The following is a 16741-nucleotide window of genomic DNA, read 5'->3' on the forward strand; positions in this document are numbered from 1 at the left end:
ACAAGCAACACGGAGAGAAGTGTTCTTGTCGTGACCGTCAGAAGCGGTAGGTCGCGCCCAGATAGACGAAGCGGCCGATCGAGTCGTAGTTCGCCGAACCGACGCCGGAGCCGAAGTAGTTCAGCGGCGGATCCTTGTCGAACAGGTTGTTGGCGCCGATGTACACGTTGATGCCCGAGTCGGGATACGTGTAGCCGATCTGGGCGTTGTGCGTGACATGTGCGCCGTTGCGGATCGGGCTGGACTGGCCCGGGTTCGTGGCGTAACTGTCCGGGTCCACACGCAAGGTGTCGTGGACGTAGTTCATCCGCCAGTTGGCGTTCCAATCACCGCGCGCGTAGGACGTCTCGAGGTTGGCCCGGTAGCGGGGGTTGGATGTGGACTTCAGGAAACTCTCGGAATCGTCGGGGAAATCCTGGAACTCCCATTCGCGTGACTGCAGCAGACGGGTACCGACCGCGCGCACGATGGTGGTGCCGCCGAGCAGGTTGAAGCGGTAGTCGACTTCGAAGTCGACGCCGACGCGACGCGACTTGGCGAGGTTTTCGTCGAGCGCGACCCATGAGGTGATGCTGTGCCCCGGGAACGCCCGGCCATCGATGGTGATGCCGCCGGCCGGCGCGCGCACGAACGTGTCGCAGAACGGATTGTCGATGCCGCCGGGTGAGTCCACGCAGCGCGTGGCGTTGGTTTCCGCGTCGACGGAGCCGATGGCGTCGTGCAGGGTGATCCGCCAGTAGTCCACCGACACGCCGAGTCCTTCGATGAACGCCGGCTGCCAGACGAGGCCGAAGGACACGGAGTCTGCGGTTTCCGCCATGAGGTCCGGGTTGCCGCCGCTCAGCCCGGGCCGGTTGGCGGTCACCGTATCGATCCAGCCGGCGGGAACGCCGAGCGCGGCGCAGTTGGCGCGGCGCAAGGCCGGATTGCGCGCATTTTCGGGCCTGTTGCCATTGGTCGGCAGCTCGTTGCACGGATCGTCGATGAAGGCGAAATTCTCCGACTGCGGGCCGAAGAGTTCACTGATGCTGGGTGCGCGGATCGATTGCGCAGCGGTGCCGCGGACACGCAGTGACGGAATGACCTGCCAGTCGAGGCCGACGTTCCAGGTCTTCGTCGATCCGATGGTGCTGTAGTCGGAGTAGCGGCCTGCCAGGTCGAGCGCCAGACGCTCGACGCCGGGCAGCCCCGCCAGCAGTGGAATCGAGGTTTCCACGAAGGCCTCGCGCACGTCGTACTGTCCACCCGAGTCCGGGATCGCGTTGAGGAAGGTCAGCCCGAGTGCGCTCAGCGGATCGGCGATCTCGTTGCTCTCTTCCTTGCGGTACTCCAGGCCGCCGGCGAAGCCAACGTCACCGGCCGGCAGCGAGAACAATGCGCTGTTGCCCACCGAGGCACTGTAGACGGTCTGCTTGATCTTCGACGTATTGAGCGTGTCGATGTTGTACCAGGCGGCTGCTTCGGGGTTGATGGCGCCGTTTCCGAGGATCGAGAACGGCACGCAACCGGAGCGCGCGTAGCTGTTGTAGGACTCGCCCGTGTTCGGATTGATGGCCGCCGGGTCGACATCCACACGGCAGCGCACGCGGCCATCGACATCGATCACGGAGTCGAGCCCTGCATAGAACCGGTCGTTGATGCGGTTGTTGAGGTTCAGGCGGTCGATCGATGTCTCGCCGTAGTTGAATGATGTCTCGTAGGTCCAGTTGTCGCCGAGAAACCCCTCCAGGCCGACCACGAACCGGCTGGTCTTGCGGTCGACGAGTTCGCCGCGAAGGCCGCCGTCGGCGTGAATCCGGTTGATCGTGAGCGCCGAGAGGTCGTTGGCGTCCATCAGTGCACCCAGTGCAGGTGAGATGTACGCGCTGTCCCGGCGCAGCAGGACCGGAATGTCGAACGAAGGCGTGGTGAAGAAGTTGGATTCGGTCTTGGTGTACTTGCCTTCGAAGAACAGGCGATGGTTGTCGGACAGGTCGAAGTTGACGATCGTGTTGACGCTGGTGCGATCGAAGGCGGGTTCGAGGTCCTCCACCGCGTTCAGATCGGTGAAGTCGCAATCGACGCAGGAACTGTTGGAGACCACGACGCCGTCGTAGCGGTTGCGTCGGAAGCTTCCATCCGGCTCGAGGATGTAGCGATTGCCCCAGCTCGATGGATTCCTGAAATCGAACGTGTCGACGTCGAACGTGCCTCCGTACGAGAAGGAATGGTTGCCGCCTGGGCCGCTGACGACGTTCTGCGGATTGCTCTGACTGGGAGGCTGGGAACGATCGAAGTTGGGGTTGGGCACCGAGACGAGGTGCCGGCGACCAATCCGGCGATCGCCGCGTCCGAAGCGGCTCTGCTCGCTGCGCTCGAACGCGATCGCTGCGTTGCCTCGGCCATCGGCGAAGTCGTTGCCGCCTGAGATGCTGACGAACTTGCGGTCATGACTGCCCTCGGAAGCGGCACCGCGCTGGGCGCGCAGCTCGATGCCATCGAAGGATTTCTTCATGATGAAATTGACCACGCCGGCCACGGCGTCGGCGCCGTAGACGGCCGATGCGCCACCGGTGATCACTTCGACACGCTCGATCCATTCGACGGGAATCGTGTTCACATCGACCGCCGTTGAGCCGGCGCTCGCGCCGACGTGGCGGCGGCCGTTCACCAGAACCAGTGTTCGCGCAGTTCCCATGCCGCGTAGGTCGAGTAGGCCGAGCCCCGCAGTGCCGATGAAGCGTGTGGAGTTGCCGGTCGTAAAGGTCGGCGTGAGTTGCGACAGTTTGGTCATCACTTCGCCGATGTTGACCGCGCCCGTCGCGCGAATTTCCTCGGCTGACACGGCCGTGACCGGCGATGGCGCGACGAAGCCCTCGCGTGCGATCCGGGTGCCGGTCACGCTGACGCGATCGATCTCGACGGCATCGGGCTGCGTGGCGTCTTGGGCCAGGAGCGTGCCGGTCGCGGCCAGGAGTGCGATGGCCAGGGGCGTACGGGCCAGGCCGAAGGTGGCTCTGTTGCGCATGTGAATCTCCGAAGATGGCGAAATGACGGGAGAATCGAGTCGTCCGCATCGCCGCACATGCTGCGCCTGCATCCCCTGGCTCCCGGCGGATACAACGTTCGAGGCGGGGAGCACCCTACCGTCGGTCCGGCAGCAGGGCGTTCGCGCTGCTCGACAGGCAAAAAGAGAGCCCGCCGGAGCGGGCTCTGATGGGTCCCGCCGGGTCGAAGGCGCTCCGGCGGGAGGTGGAATGTGGAACGTCCACTCCGGGACCGCAATCAGTGCACGTGCTCGTCCGCATACGGCGTATCGGATTCAGGAAGCTCCACGTCGACCGCGAACGAACGCCGTCCGGTGACCCAGACCTGCTGGCCGATGCCCGCGCGCTTGACCTGGACCTCGTCGGTGTCCGCGATCCGCTCACCGACCCGCGCGAAGCGGGCGCGCGCATTGACCTCCTCGCCCACGCGTCGCGGCCAGTCGATCACCGAAGTCTCGCCCTCGGCCAGCACCGTGCGGATCGACTCGGCATCGCTGCCGTCGGCATTGAACACGCGCAGCGTGACCGCGGTGCCGACCGGATAGTCGTTGACCACGTTCAGGCGGCCGGCCTCGGCCCAAGTCGATCCCGCGGCGAGCACCGAGGGCCTGAACTGGACATCCATGCAGGAATAGAACGCCTCGGTGGAATCGGAGCGCTGCCAGGTGTTGTAGATCACGTGGCGCCCGCTGCGCGCGGGCAGCGTGCAGCTGATGTGGTAGTTGTTGCCGGCCGAGAGCGGAGTCGAGCCGGCGCGGCAGAATTCCTGCATGTCGTTCCAGCGCAACGGGGTGCTGGGGTTCCAGCCCTCGGGCGTGACGTAGAACACCCAGTCGCGCGTCGCGTGCGGCGCGGTGGCGTGGAAGGTGAAGGTGTAGTGGCTGCCGGCGGGCACGTCGCTGGTCTGCCAGTCGCTGCGGATCACGTCGAGACCGCGGAAGGTGGGGTTTCCGCCGCTGCACAGTTCCCCGTCGGGGACCACGGCGCGGTGGTTACCGTTGGCGTTGGCCTGGTTGATGCCGTTCCAGTCGTAGAACAGCTGCGAGCCCGCGACGGCCCAGGCGGCGCGGCAGGCGGGATCGGCCGGGTTCTCCCGGTTGCCGAGGTAGCACTTGTAGATGCGGCTTTCCGGGACGGTGAAGCTTCCATGTGCGCTGGCCTGCGGGGACGGCAGGGCGAGGGCGAGGGCGGTGGTGGCGTAGAGCGCGGCGGCATGCAAAGACAGAGCGGATGAGCGGTTCATGGCAACTCCCTGCGGATGAGTGGACGTCCGATGGAACGCGAGACCAGTGCGTCGGCTGTCGAGGCCGGACGCGCCATGCGTCCGGATGCGAACGGCGCTTCGCCACGCCGTTCGGATCGATCCTAGGTCGCGTGTCCGGCCGAATCTGTGCGGCGTATCCCGCTGTTTCCGCCCATGCCAGAAAATGCGACCGCGCGCTCGTCCAATCCGGTATCAGGCCTCGGAAACGGATCCGCACGCGCGATTTCCGTTGACGTCGCCGCGCCGCCTTCGGTAATCCTGCGGATGCGCACGCAGCGCGACACCGGGAGCGCAGGGATGTCTGTACGGTCGATGGTCTGGATGACATGGCTGCTCGTGATCGCGAGCGTGCATGCAGGTGCGGCGAGCGCGCAGACGCGCATCTTCCGCGATGATTTCAACGGCGCGGCCGGCTCGACGCCGTCGCAGTGGTGGGTGGAAGACCATTACCAGGGCCGCGGGAAGTTCGGTCAGGCGGGCTGGGTCAACGGCTCGGGCGCGATGGACGTGTCGGTCGGGCGTTACAACGCCAGCGCTCCCGGCGTCCTGGCGCAGACCTCGATGCGCACGCAGCGGCTGTTTCAGCCGTCGCCCGGCCGCGTGCTGGACTTCAGGATCCGCGCGCGGATCTGGGGCCAGGACCAGCGCGGCATCGTCACCGCGTTCTTCCTCTACAGCCAGGGGCAGCGCAACGGCGCGTTCCGGTCCGACGAGGCGGACATCGAGTGGTTGACCAACGCCGCGGCCAACCGCACCGACGACAGCATGCTGATCTCCACGTGGCACAACTGGAATCGCGACGACCCTCACTACGACATCGACCAGCATCCGCAGTTCGGCACGCAGATCTCGCGCCTGGAACCGCTCGGCTTCGATATCGGCGGCTGGCAGACCTACACGATCCGTTGGGGGCAGGGCGTGTTGGAGTTCTTCGTCGATCAGCCGAACGGTCAGTGGCGTTACATCGGCGGCTATTACGGCGGCCAGGTGCCCACCCAGCCGATGCATCTGTTCGTCAACGCGTGGGCGCCCGACAGCAGTTGGTCGCAGGCGTTCGATGCGAGCCTGCAGCCCACCAGCAATCCCGCGCAGCAGGCCTGGCACGGCATGAGCGTCGACTGGATCGAAGTGCTGGACCGGCCGTCGCCGAACTGAGGCGAGCCGGCCGCACCGTCCATGCGGCGAGGTGCGCCGGTGAATGGTCTGCGCGGCGCACGCGGACACGCGGGAAGCGGCGGGGTTCGGCGGCGGGGCGGATCCGGCGGCGCGTGTCGTGTCGTGCGATGGGATGCGGCATCATGCGCTCCCTGTGCTTTCACCCCGGGGTGATCGACCGATGCAGCACGATGATCCGACGCAGCCGTTCGTGCAGCGTGTGTTCGAACTCGACGGGCGCGCGCTGGCCGTGCGCTTCTTCGCGCCGCGGCGAGAGCCCACCGGCGAGTACTGCTGCGCCTGGACGATCGCCTGGCCGGACGGCGCGGCCGAGGACCGCACGTTCGGCGAGGATGCCGTCCAGGCCCTGATGCTTGCCATGCAGGCCGCGCACATGGACCTGACCGGCAGTGCGGTCTACCAGGCGGGGCGGCTCACGCTCTGGGGGCAGCACGACCTCGATCTCCCGCCAGGCTGGGGTGCGGGGCCGCTGTACGCCGCGCTCGCATCGCCTGCCGATCCCTCGGAGGATTCCCCACCGTCTCCCCCGGCGGACCGCTGACCGCCGGACGCGCGGTCAGCATCGCGGTTCACCTGGGCGCCATACCACCTGTTGGCGCCTGATCGTTCCCGACCCCGATCCCGATTCCGTCGCGCATCCGCAGCGGCACTACCGAACGCCCGGGGTCGGCGGTGTCTCCCACGATGACGCGTCCATCGTGTCCACTTCTGCGAGCAGGTCGCACACGCGCTCGATCACGACGTCGGGCTGGTCCCGGTGCGGCAGGTGCCCGCAGTCCCTGAGGAGCTCGAACCGGCCGCGTCCGCCGACACCGCCGGCGATGCGCTCGGCATGCGCCGGCGAGCCGTACTCGTCGCGGTCGCCATGCAGGGCCAGGGTGGGCGCGCGGACACGAGGCAGATCGGCGTCGAGCGTCCAGCCCGCCAGCGCCGGCGACAGCCAGGCGTCGTACCAGGCATCGAGCACCCAGTCGACCTTGCCGCCGTGGTACTTCGTCAGGCGTTCGCGGTGTCGCGGCTGCGCGAACTTCGCCTGCGCCGCGGCGACACCGGCACGCGTGCGGTCCTCGACGAACGCCTGGGCCGAGAGGGTGACCAGCCCGCGGCAGGCATCCGGCGCGCGCGCCGCGCACGCCGCGGCCATGCTGCCGCCGGTGCTGTGCCCCAGGGCGACGAACGTATCGAGGCCGAACGCCTCGCGTACGGCGCGGAAGCCGGCGTCCGCCTCGTCCTCGATGAAGGTGGGGGCGAGCCGGTCCGGATGCGGGTCGGAGGCCCCGTAACCGAGCCGGTCGTAGGCGACCACGTCGCGGCCGCTGGCCTGCGCCAGACGCTGCGGGAAATCCCGCCACAGGGCGACACAGCCCAGCGATTCGTGGAGCAGCACGATGGGCGCGCGTCCGTCGCCGGCCGCATCGGGGCCGACCTGCCAGCGGCGTGCGAACAGGCGACCGCCGTCGTGCTCGACGAAGTGGTCGGTGGTGGCGACGACGGCGTGCATGGCGGTTCCGGCGATGAGAGGGGCGCAGGATAGCCGGTGCTGTCTCACGCGCGTCCTGCGCGCACGGTTGCCGCGGTGGATGTCGCGGTCGCCGCGCGTCGACCGCGCGCATGATGCGGGCGGGCGTCGCGACCGTGTGCGTGTCGCGCTAGGCCGCCGCCGCGGCGCGCGCGTACCGGCCCGGCGGCAGGCCGACATGCCGGTTGAACGCCACGCTGAAGGTGCTCGCCGAACTGTAGCCCACGCGTTCGGCGACCTCGGCGATGTTGCCCTCGCGCTGGCGCAGCAGACGTTTGCCGATGGCCATGCGCCACGCCAGCAGATAGTCCATCGGGGTGGCCCCCAGGGCGCGCTGGAAGCGCTCGAAGAACGTCGAGCGCGACAGCGCGGCCTCGTCGGCCAGTTGCGCCACCGTCCAGGGATGGCCGGGCCGCGCGTGCAGGCCGCGCAGGGCCTGGGCGAGGCGCGGATCGGCCAGTGCGCGCGCCAGTCCGGGTGCGGTGTGCGTGCCGGCGGTGGTGGTGCGCAACGCTTCGATCATCAGCACTTCGAGCAGGCGCGCCAGCACGACCTCCCGCGCCGGCCGCTGCGCGCGCGACTCCTCGATCGCCAACTGCACCAGCGCGGACAGGCGCGGGTCGTTGCGCACCAGCACGACCTGGGGCAGGAGCGGCGTCAGCAGGTGAGCGTCGGAGGCGTCGAACTCGCACGCGCCGACCAGGTAGCGGGTGTCGGGAGGCAGGTCCTGGCGGCCCATGTGGAGCCGATCCTCGACGATTCGCGGCACGGTGACGGTGGTGTCGGGCGTCCCCGCAGTGGGCAGGCTGGAGATGGTGAAGCCGGGCCACGCCGGGCAGAGAACGAAATCGCCGGCTTGCAGGTCCATCGGCGGCAGGCCGTCGATGGCGAGCCGGCAGCTGCCCTCCAGCACCACGGCGTAGAACGGCGCGCCCGCGTCGTCGCGCCGCAGCCGCCAGGCACCGGCCGCGGTGACGCTCTTGGTGCGCGAGGCACGGGGCTGCAGCAGGCCGACCACTTCGGCCATGGGATCGATCATGTCCGGACTCCTGCCAACGGATATCGGACTCAGGAGTGTATTCGGTCCGACCCTTGCCCCCTAACGTAGGCGATCCCCCTCGCACTGCAGGAGTTCCCCATGCCCACCGTCCTGATCACCGGCTGCTCGTCCGGCTTCGGCCTGGAGACGGCGAAGCTGTTCCTCGACCGCGGCTGGCAGGTCGTGGCCACCATGCGTACGCCGTCTCCCGATCTGCTGCCGGCGTCCGAGCGCCTGCAGCTCCTGGCGCTCGATGTCACCGATGCCGACAGCATCCGCGAGGCCGTCGCCGCGGCAGGGCCGATCGATGTGCTGGTGAACAATGCCGGCGTCGGTCTGCTGTATCCGCTGGAAGCCCACACGATGGACGTGGTCCGCGATGTCTTCGAGACCAACGCGCTGGGCACCATCGCGATGACGCGCGCGGTGCTGCCGCAGTTCCGTCTCCGGGGTGCCGGCACGATCGTCAACGTCACCTCGGCGGTGACCCTGGCGCCGATGCCGCTGCTGGCGGTGTACTCGGGCAGCAAGGCGGCAGTGAACGCCTTCACCGAGTCGCTGGCGCTGGAGCTGGCACCGCTGGGCATCCGCACCCGCCTGGTGGTACCGGGCGCGTCGCCGGCGACCCGGTTCGGCGAGCGCGCGCGTGCGCACATGGGCGACATGCCCGACGCCTACCGCCCGACCCTGCAGGACGTCGTGCGGGCGTTCCAGAGCCGGGGAGACGACGTCACCCGGCCGCGCGACGTGGCCGAGGCCGTCTGGCAGGCGGCCACCGATCCCGATGCGCCGGCGCGCCTGCCCGCGGGTGCGGACGCGGTGGCGCTGGCGCTGGCTGTCCAGCCTGCGGCGAGCGGCGTCGCAACGTGATGCGCGACGTCGGCATGTCGGGATGTCGCGTGCCACCGCAAGCGCCCGCGGCCGATGACCGACCGCGGGCGTGCGTGCATCACCAGCCGATGGTGAAGGTCACCCGTGTCGGCGATTGCGTGTGCAGCGACGGGCTGTGGTCGCCCACGTCGTCGTAGGAGAACCCGTATGCCAGGTTGCGATGGGCGATGTCGTCGCCGTGCCAGAACTGCGCGTAGCGGTTGGCCAGTTGCCCGCTGGGATAGTGGAATGCGGCGTCGTACCACTGCGCCGGTTGCTCGATCACGTGCCGGTTCAGGGCCGCGGCCACCTGCGCCTGGATCTGCAGCTGGGTGTCGATGTCCTGCGGCGCGGCGTTGGCGGCATCGTTGAGCAGGCCCTCGCCCAGCATCACCATCTGCGTGTTCGGCTTGCCGTTGATGAAGAACGTGCCGTTCTGGTTGCCGCCGGTGAAGCGCAACGTGTCGCCCTGCACGCGTCCGGTGAAGGTGCCGAGGTTGGGCAGGGTGAAGACCAGATCCTCGTGGCGATAACGTTCCCAGACGTGATCGATGTAGGGCTGCAGGTAATCCGCGTGCTGGCGCCCGTAACCGAAGCCGCCGTGCGCGGGCGCCACGATCCGGTGCGGTGCGTACGGCATCTGCGCCAGATGCGCGAATTCCGCGGGCACGCGCTGCACGAAGCGCTCGAAGACCTGGTCGCGGGTGAGCGTGTCGACCCGTTCGCCCACGGTTTCGTCGTAGCCGCCCAGGCCCTGCACGCGCAGTTGCAGCGGGAAGCCGAACTGGTCGACGCGCGAGGTGTTGACGAAGATGCCGCGGTCGGGACGGTCGATCGGGATGATTGCCATCTCGCCGAAGTCGAAGACGACATCGAGGTTGGCGTCGGTGGGGTTCTGGATGTCGGCACCGGCGTAACCGAGATTGCCATCGGCGTCGATCAGCACCTTGATGTACATCGGGCTGCCCACCGAGAGCATGATGCGCGCCGAATCGAGCGGGGCGATGCTGACCTCGGGCACGTCCGACAGACGATGGAAATAGTTGGTGTAGGTCTCGCCGTTCTTGACCAGCGCGCCGTTGTCGTCCACCGACATCGGGATCTGCTGGCCCTGCGCATCGACCCAGACGAAATGACCGTCCGACCAGCGCCGGCCGACGATGGCCCAGTGGATGTCCTGATCGGTCCAGGCACCGCGCGTCTGGTTGACGACCTCGAACACGGTTTGCTCGTTCCATTCCTGGGCCTTGATGTCGGCCGACGGCGCGAGCGCCATGGACATCAGCAAGGCCAACGAGGCGAACATGCGTTTCATCGCGACTTCCCTCCCTGCGCGTCATGCGCATTGTTGTGAGAAACGCGCCGAATTCCCCATGCGTCCGGCACGGTGACCCGCGGGTGGCGGGCGCGACGGACCGTAGCACCGGCCCGAAGGCCCATGTGTGACAGCGTTGTCATTCTCCCGGTCGAGCGTCGACAGGCGTCCGGGACGCGACCTGCGTCGCACGCGCACCGGTGCACCCGCCACAGGCGGGCGACCGCTGCGGGCGTGTTCAGGGTGTGGAGAGGCTCTCGGTTCTGCGCTGCAGCAGATCCGCGTCGGCGCGCATGAAGACGGCGCCCGGTGTTTCCGCCGTGTCGGCGTCGGCCACGCCGATCAGGAACAGGAGCCCGTGTGTGTCGCCCTGTGCGTCGAGGAGTGCGCGCAGCCGATCCAGGGTCCGTGCCGCTTCGGGGCCGTGCAGCATCGCGACGTATTCGGCGCTTCCGCTGGTGCGGTTGATCGCATCCCGGCCGCCGTCGGGCAGCGCCCCCTCCAGGGCCTCGTCCAGGCGCTGCAGGAGCTTCTCGGTCGTGCGTTCCCCGAGGCGCTCGGTGGCGCCGGCCAGATCCTGCAGCTCCATCAGGGCCAGCAGGTAACGGTCCGGGGCCTGCCCTTCCGGCGTCGCGGGCGCGGGCACCGTCGTCGCGACGAAGGTCTCGTGTTCCAGCGCGCGCTCGCGCGCGCGTGCCTCGAGCAGGGTCATCGTCAGCCGCGCCAGCGATTGCAGGGCCGTGCGCTGGCGTTCGTCCAGCGTGCGCGGCTGGTCGTCGACCACGCAGACGGTGCCGATGGCCGCGCCCTCGGGCGTGGTCAGTGGCATTCCGGCGTAGAAGCGCGCGCTGCCGATGTCGCCGCTGACATAGGGATTGGACGCGAACCGCGGATCCTGCGCGAGATCCTCGATCTCCATCAATTGCCCGGGGGCGCGAATGGCGTGGTCGCACACCGCGACGCTCCGGCTGGTCTGAGTGTCGTCGAACCCGGTGCGGGCCTTGAACCACTGGCGGTCGCGATCGATCAGGGTGATCAGCGCCGTGGGCGTGCCGCACAACTGCGAGGCCAACTGCACGATGTCGTCGTAGGCGGCTTCGGGCAGGGTGTCGAGAATGTGGTAGCGGTCGAGTGCGTGCTGGCGTGCGGCCTCGTCGAACGAGGGCATGGGGGTGCCGGTCATGCGCATCTCCATGGAGAGGGGGAGGGCAGTGTGCCTCGAACGCCTGATCGGTGCAGGCCGGGCCGCTCGCCTCAGCCGTATCGGGCGAGGAACATGTCCACAGCCTCGTCGGCCACCACGTTCTGACGCGCCTTGCCCAGCGGCGGCTGGCCGAGCGTGAGTTGCGGCCAGAAGGCGACGCCCTTGATCAGCGATTCGAGCTGGGTCGCGGCGAAGGCCGGATCGGCGATGTCGAGCCGGCCGTCGTCGGCGGCGGCCCGGATCCAGGTGACCAGTCCGGCTTCGCGGGTGCCCAGGCGCGCCATCATGTCGCGGGCCAGATCGGGTGAGTGCATGCATGCGGCGAGCGCGACGCGGGCGAGATCGATGAAGTCCGCTTCATGGATCATCCGCAGCTTCGCCCGGACCACGTCGAGCAACTGCGCGCGCAGCGGCGCATCGGGACGATACGGGCGGTCCGCCTGGGCATGTGCGCGTTCGAGCATCGTCTCCAGGATCTGCGCGAACAACGCGTCCTTGCCGGGGAAGTGGTTGTAGACGGTGCGCTTGGACACGCCCGCGCTGGCGGCGATGCGGTCCATGCTGGTGGCCTCGTAACCGGTGGCGCGGAACTCGGCGATGGCGGCGTCGAGGATCGCCGCACGCTTGCGGTCGGTCAGCCGGGAGGGCGCAGGGGTGGGGTCGGGTGCGCGTGTCATCGCGAAATTCTACACCGAGGGGTTTACTTTCCGGTCCGGATAAATAAACTGCACGGTATAGTTTAGTCGAGCTGCCCGATGCCTGCCGCTGCCGCCCTCTCCCGTCGCACTCGCTGGATGCGGCGCGCCCTTGTCGCCACCGTCTTCGTCCTGGGAGTCCTTGTCGTGACCGCCTGCACCCTCTCGCCACTGCGCGTGGCACCCGAACGTTACGCCGCCTCACCCCAGGCCGCCGATGGCCGCTTCCGCAACGTCGAGCCGCGCCCGGCCGTGGGGTTCGTGGCCGGCGTGCGCCTGTTCTGGGATTTCCTGTTCAACAAGCCCGCAGGCACCGTGCCCACCGATGCCCCCCGGATCCTGTCGCTCACCCGCGCCGACCTGGACGCCGCACCGGATCGCAGCCTGTTCCGGATCGGCCACTCCACATTGCTGATGAAGCTGCGCGGCGGCTACTGGATCACCGATCCGGTGTTCGCCGAACGCGCATCCCCGGTGCAATGGGCGGGCCCGAAGCGCTTCCACGCGCCGCCGATCGCGCTCGACGATCTGCCGCCGCTGCGCGGGGTGTTGCTCTCGCACGATCACTACGACCATCTCGACCGGGCGACGGTACGCGCGCTGGCCGAACGCGCCGAGGTCTTCCTGACGCCGCTGGGCGTGGGCGATCGTCTGGTGGCGTGGGGCGTGCCGGAGGAGCGCGTGCGGCAGTTCGACTGGTGGCAGGGCACCGAGGTGGACGGGCTGCGGTTCGTCGCCACGCCTGCCCAGCATTTCTCCGGCCGCGGGCTGTTCGACGGCGACCGCACGCTGTGGGCCTCGTGGGTGATCCTGGATCCTCCCGCCGGTGCCGACGACCCGGGGTTGCGCCTGTTCTTCAGCGGCGACACCGGCTACTTCGACGGCTTCGCCGAAATCGGGCGTCGGTTCGGCCCGTTCGACATGACCATGCTGGAGACCGGTGCGTACGACCGGCGCTGGGCATTCGTGCACATGCAGCCGGAGGAAACCGTCCGTGCGCACCAGGACCTGGGCGGCCGCTGGTTGCTGCCGATCCACAACGGCACGTTCGACCTCGCCATGCACGATTGGGAAGAGCCGTTCGAACGGGTCAGCGCGCTCGCCGGCGACCGCGGCGTCGCCCTGTCCACGCCGCGGATGGGCGAACGCGTCGATCTGGGTGCGCCGGGACCGACGACGCCGTGGTGGCGCGATCCGTGACGCCCGCGTCCTGGCCTCCCTCCTGGACGGCACCGCTCTCCGCCGGTCGTCACCCGATATGCGCGACCGACGCGTGACGGAAGGGCCTGGCCGTCGACCCGGCACAGAGGCGGTCCATGACCGAAGGCCCGTGCAACACGCCGCCGGCTCGCGCATGGTGTCGGACCTCGGGTTCGGGTGGGAGTGCGTCGATGCGAAGTGCGTGGTGGCCGCTGGCCTTGCTGTTGTCATCCGCGCAGGCGGTGTCCGCGGACCGCTGCACGCGTGAGGCCTTCGCGGCGCATGCCGCGGACACACCGACCCTGGCGCCGTTGGTGATCAGCCTGCGTGCGGCGGGCACGGCCCCCGAGACCCGGGTGCTGCCCGGCGGGCAGGGCGACGACGGCCTGTCGGGCGACGAGGGATTCCGCACCGCGAGCATCACCAAGACCTATGTCGCAGCCACGGTGCTGCGGCTGTCGGAAGCCGGCGATCTGGATCTGGACGCGCCGCTGTCGGACTGGTTGCGCGACGACTGGCGGACGCTGCTCGCCGACGACGGCTACGACGTGGCGCGCATCACCGTGCGGCACCTGCTCAGCCACACGGCCGGCTTCGCCGATCACGCGCAGACGCCGGAATTCCTGGACGACATCCGCACCCATCGCGGCGCGGGCTGGTCGCGCGAGCGGGTGGTGGGCCGGCTGGTCGCGTGGACCGATCCGGTGGCCGCACCCGGCGAGCGCTATGCGTACTCCGATACGGGCTACGTGCTGCTCGGGGCGCTGATCGAACAGGTCACCGGGCGGCCGCTCGCCGAGGCGGTGCGCACACAGCTCGATTTCGAGGGGCTCGGCCTGACGCGGACGTGGTGGGAAGGCGAGGAATCCCCCGCGGGACGCGCACGCGTGCGCCAGGTCTACGAGGGCATCGATACCCACGATTGGGATCCGAGCATGGACCGATTCGGCGGTGGCGGTCTGGTCGCGAGTGCGCGGGACATGGCGGTGTTCTTCGCCGCGCTGTTCGAAGGGCGCGTGTTCGAACGGGCCGAAACATTGGCGCTGATGCGCTCGGCGCAGGGCCTGCCGACAGACAGCCCGTATCGCCTAGGCCTGCTGGACTATCGGGACAACGGTGTGCCGGCGGAGGGGCACTCCGGCTTCTGGGGCACGCTGGCACTGCATGCGCCCGCGAGCGGACGCACGATCGCGGGTGGGGTGGTCGACCGTACGGACATGCCGCGTCTGAGAACGCTGGTGCATGCGCTGGCGCGCTGCGATTCGCCCGCTGGAGCCGGGGCGGATTGAGCCGGCGTCAGCGCCGGGTCGCGAAGACGCCGTCGAGGGCGGGTTCCGCCGCAAAGCCCGCGCGCCGGAGTCGCTGCGCGACTTCGCGCGGCACGTCGCGTCCGCTGGTGAGCCGGTTCGGCGCGCCGGTGTAGTGGAACAGGCGCCCACCCCGGCGCAGGACGCGCGCCAACTGGTCGTAGAACCGTTGCGCGTACAGCTCGCCGGCGATACCGAAACGCGGCGGGTCGTGCAGGATCGCGTCCACCGACGCCTCGTCGAGGGCGGCGATCGCCTGCGAGACGTCCGCATGGGCGAGCTGCAGGCGCCCGCCGTGCTCGGGGGCGTCGGGATCGGGCGACCAGGGATTGAGGGTGCGCAGCCACAGCACGTCGGCATTCTTCTCGAACGACATGATGCGCGTCGCGCCGGCCTCCAGGCAGCAGGCCGCGAAGTATCCCAGGCCGCCACAGGTATCGAGCACGACGCGGCCCCGCGGGGCGACCAGCGCGACCTTGCGGCGCGCATCCTCGAACGGCGAGATCCGCGCCGTCGGCAACATCTTGATGCCGTCGATCTCGAAGGTGGGTGCGCCCCAGTCGGTCGGCACCAGCTTGATCAACCCGCCCGAGAAGCGTGATACCGCGACCCAGTCGTCGCCGTCATCGGTGTAGATCGTGCGGTCCTTGAGCTTGTCGGGGTAGGGGTAGGGCCGATCGCTCCAGGTCCAGGTGTCGGCGCCGAGCGTCGCCACGCCTTCGCTGCGTCCGAGATCCAGCGAGCCGCGCCAGTGCGTCTGCCCGGCGCGGCGTGCCGCCAGCAGCGTTTCGCCGGTGGTGCGGATCAGCAAGGGACCGGAGCGGTGGGGCACGGGGCAACGTTCGATCGGGGCGGGGCATCCTAACCGACACGGCACCGCGCTGCGGCAGAACGTCGCGTCGCCATCCCCCGCCACGGCGCCCGCGGGATGATCACGCGTCGGTCACGCCCGTAAATCCGCCTTGAACCCGCGGACGTTTTTCCTGTCGCGACGGCGTGAACATTTGATTGCGCTTCAGCGGGCACCGCCTCTACTGGCCCCCGGCACGGCAGCGCGTTCGTCGCCGTCGCCACGCAGGCATGCCCTTTCGACGGACGTGCCCAAGAAGAAATCAACGAGGAGAGTTCCCATATGAAGAAGCTTCTGCTTCCCGCCGCCATTGCCGCGATCGCTTTCGCCCCGACCGCCTTCGCACAGCAGACGATGCCGCAGCAACAGCCGGCCCCGCCTGCGCCTGTCGCCCAGTCGCAGACGCAGTCGATGCAGTCCACGCAGGCACCGCAGACCCAGTACAGCCAGCCGACGGCCACCACCACTGCCAGCAGCAGCCTGCGCAGCAGCGGCGACACCTATCGCCCGGACCTGCAGCGCGGTGAGGGCAATTGGTTCGTAGGCGGCAACGTCGGTCGCACCGACGGCGGCACGACCGGCCGCTTCGGCACCGGCGACTTCAACCTGTTCGAGAGCCGCGACGGTCGTCGGACCGGTTACGGCCTGGTCGGCGGTTACCGCTGGAAGGTCGCACCCGCCTGGGGCATCGGCGTCGAGGCCGGCTACACCGATCTCGGCAACATCCGCGTGCGCAACGCCTTCAACGACGACTCCGTGAACGAGCGTCAGGACACGAATGCATTGCGCGGCTGGTTGGCCGGTGCCAACGCACGCGTCAACGTCACCCCCGAGTGGTACATCGGTGCGCGCGGCGGCTTCTTCCGCGCCTCGGACAACGAGTTCGACTACTACAACTCCGTAGGCGAGGATCTCGGCCTCGAGAGCGGTGGCACCAGTGGCCGCAACAGCTGGTATGCCGGCGTCGGCACCGGTTGGAACGCCACCGAGAACTTCAGCGTCGGTGTGCACTACGACTACTTCCGCGCCAAGGCGGGCGATGTGCGCGATCCGGCGACGGGCGTCACCTTCGACGGTCCGAAGCGTTCCACCGCGTTGCTCAGCCTGACCGCCGAGTACGCGTTCTGAGCTGAGTCCGGGTAATACCGGGACAAGCGCGAGACAAGCGGGCCGCGACCGGGCACCCTACCGGTCGCGGCCCGTCTGCTATCCGCCTTCGCAGGTCGCCCGGAAAATCGCGCGGGGATTGCAGCGTCGATGCCGACGAACCAGCGAG

14 protein-coding genes are annotated in these 16741 nt (G+C 68.8%); 6 read left to right on the forward strand and 8 right to left on the reverse strand.

The genetic code is table 11. The features are described 5' to 3' along the window. Positions 1-37: 37 nt before the first annotated feature. Both RG19_RS00840 and RG19_RS00845 read right to left on the reverse strand, forming a co-directional pair. On the reverse strand, positions 38-3007 hold the full coding sequence (locus RG19_RS00840) for a TonB-dependent receptor domain-containing protein (protein ID WP_058833607.1): 2970 nt from the start codon (positions 3005-3007) through the stop codon (positions 38-40). Between the two features lie 257 nt (positions 3008-3264). Then, positions 3265-4269 (reverse strand): lytic polysaccharide monooxygenase, encoded by a 1005-nt coding sequence (locus RG19_RS00845; protein WP_082672395.1) that lies wholly within the window; start codon positions 4267-4269, stop codon positions 3265-3267. Positions 4270-4611: 342 nt separating this feature from the next. Here RG19_RS00845 and RG19_RS00850 point away from each other — a divergent pair, with 342 nt between their 5' ends. Further along, the gene (locus RG19_RS00850; protein ID WP_162267037.1) at positions 4612-5445 is read left to right on the forward strand and encodes a glycoside hydrolase family 16 protein; all 834 of its coding nucleotides are present in this window, start codon (positions 4612-4614) and stop codon (positions 5443-5445) included. A 181-nt stretch (positions 5446-5626) separates the two neighbouring features. Then, positions 5627-6007, forward strand: coding sequence for a DUF6968 family protein (locus RG19_RS00855; protein ID WP_058833610.1), 381 nt, complete (start codon positions 5627-5629; stop codon positions 6005-6007). Between the two features lie 108 nt (positions 6008-6115). On the opposite strand, the gene RG19_RS00860 is transcribed toward RG19_RS00855, so the two are convergent. Then, the gene (locus RG19_RS00860) at positions 6116-6967 is read right to left on the reverse strand and encodes an alpha/beta fold hydrolase (RefSeq protein WP_058833611.1); all 852 of its coding nucleotides are present in this window, start codon (positions 6965-6967) and stop codon (positions 6116-6118) included. Between the two features lie 148 nt (positions 6968-7115). Further along, positions 7116-8024, reverse strand: a complete 909-nt coding sequence (locus tag RG19_RS00865; RefSeq protein WP_058833612.1) for an AraC family transcriptional regulator — start codon at positions 8022-8024, stop codon at positions 7116-7118. 99 nt (positions 8025-8123) lie between these two features. Between RG19_RS00865 and RG19_RS00870 the strand changes: the two genes are divergently transcribed. After that, positions 8124-8894: an SDR family oxidoreductase gene (locus RG19_RS00870; protein ID WP_058833613.1), complete on the forward strand. Its 771-nt coding sequence runs from the start codon at positions 8124-8126 to the stop codon at positions 8892-8894. A gap of 79 nt (positions 8895-8973) precedes the next feature. Here RG19_RS00870 and RG19_RS00875 read toward each other — a convergent pair whose 3' ends face one another. From RG19_RS00875 to RG19_RS00885, 3 genes are all read right to left on the reverse strand, one after another. Continuing rightward, positions 8974-10209 (reverse strand): glycoside hydrolase family 64 protein, encoded by a 1236-nt coding sequence (locus RG19_RS00875; protein ID WP_058833614.1) that lies wholly within the window; start codon positions 10207-10209, stop codon positions 8974-8976. A 238-nt stretch (positions 10210-10447) separates the two neighbouring features. Beyond that, entirely contained in the window at positions 10448-11392 is a 945-nt protein-coding gene (locus tag RG19_RS00880; protein WP_157515119.1) for a GAF domain-containing protein, read from the reverse strand. 71 nt (positions 11393-11463) lie between these two features. Then, positions 11464-12090, reverse strand: a complete 627-nt coding sequence (locus tag RG19_RS00885; RefSeq protein WP_058833615.1) for a TetR/AcrR family transcriptional regulator — start codon at positions 12088-12090, stop codon at positions 11464-11466. A gap of 117 nt (positions 12091-12207) precedes the next feature. Between RG19_RS00885 and RG19_RS00890 the strand changes: the two genes are divergently transcribed. Beyond that, positions 12208-13308, forward strand: coding sequence for an MBL fold metallo-hydrolase (locus RG19_RS00890; RefSeq protein WP_058833616.1), 1101 nt, complete (start codon positions 12208-12210; stop codon positions 13306-13308). Positions 13309-13499: 191 nt separating this feature from the next. Further along, complete coding sequence (locus RG19_RS00895; protein ID WP_058833617.1) at positions 13500-14597, forward strand: serine hydrolase domain-containing protein; 1098 nt, start codon at positions 13500-13502, stop codon at positions 14595-14597. A gap of 7 nt (positions 14598-14604) precedes the next feature. On the opposite strand, the gene RG19_RS00900 is transcribed toward RG19_RS00895, so the two are convergent. Beyond that, positions 14605-15447 (reverse strand): class I SAM-dependent methyltransferase, encoded by an 843-nt coding sequence (locus RG19_RS00900; protein WP_058833618.1) that lies wholly within the window; start codon positions 15445-15447, stop codon positions 14605-14607. Positions 15448-15747: 300 nt separating this feature from the next. Here RG19_RS00900 and RG19_RS00905 point away from each other — a divergent pair, with 300 nt between their 5' ends. Further along, entirely contained in the window at positions 15748-16593 is an 846-nt protein-coding gene (locus tag RG19_RS00905; RefSeq protein WP_058833619.1) for an outer membrane protein, read from the forward strand. Positions 16594-16741 lie beyond the last annotated feature (148 nt).

The organism is Luteimonas abyssi, assembly GCF_001482195.1.
Classification (GTDB): Bacteria; Pseudomonadota; Gammaproteobacteria; order Xanthomonadales; family Xanthomonadaceae; genus Luteimonas; species Luteimonas abyssi.

Bases quoted from the DNA above. Each gene is read 5' to 3' on its own strand.
- RG19_RS00840 (WP_058833607.1), bottom strand. From the start codon at position 3,007: ATGCGCAACAGAGCCACCTTCGGCCTGGCCCGTACGCCCCTGGCCATC.
- RG19_RS00865 (WP_058833612.1), bottom strand. From the start codon at position 8,024: ATGATCGATCCCATGGCCGAAGTGGTCGGCCTGCTGCAGCCCCGTGCC.
- RG19_RS00905 (WP_058833619.1), top strand. From the start codon at position 15,748: ATGAAGAAGCTTCTGCTTCCCGCCGCCATTGCCGCGATCGCTTTCGCC.
- RG19_RS00870 (WP_058833613.1), top strand. From the start codon at position 8,124: ATGCCCACCGTCCTGATCACCGGCTGCTCGTCCGGCTTCGGCCTGGAG.
- RG19_RS00850 (WP_162267037.1), top strand. From the start codon at position 4,612: ATGACATGGCTGCTCGTGATCGCGAGCGTGCATGCAGGTGCGGCGAGC.
- RG19_RS00845 (WP_082672395.1), bottom strand. From the start codon at position 4,269: ATGAACCGCTCATCCGCTCTGTCTTTGCATGCCGCCGCGCTCTACGCC.
- RG19_RS00860 (WP_058833611.1), bottom strand. From the start codon at position 6,967: ATGCACGCCGTCGTCGCCACCACCGACCACTTCGTCGAGCACGACGGC.
- RG19_RS00855 (WP_058833610.1), top strand. From the start codon at position 5,627: ATGCAGCACGATGATCCGACGCAGCCGTTCGTGCAGCGTGTGTTCGAA.
- RG19_RS00885 (WP_058833615.1), bottom strand. From the start codon at position 12,090: ATGACACGCGCACCCGACCCCACCCCTGCGCCCTCCCGGCTGACCGAC.
- RG19_RS00875 (WP_058833614.1), bottom strand. From the start codon at position 10,209: ATGAAACGCATGTTCGCCTCGTTGGCCTTGCTGATGTCCATGGCGCTC.
- RG19_RS00880 (WP_157515119.1), bottom strand. From the start codon at position 11,392: ATGACCGGCACCCCCATGCCCTCGTTCGACGAGGCCGCACGCCAGCAC.
- RG19_RS00890 (WP_058833616.1), top strand. From the start codon at position 12,208: ATGCGGCGCGCCCTTGTCGCCACCGTCTTCGTCCTGGGAGTCCTTGTC.
- RG19_RS00895 (WP_058833617.1), top strand. From the start codon at position 13,500: ATGCGAAGTGCGTGGTGGCCGCTGGCCTTGCTGTTGTCATCCGCGCAG.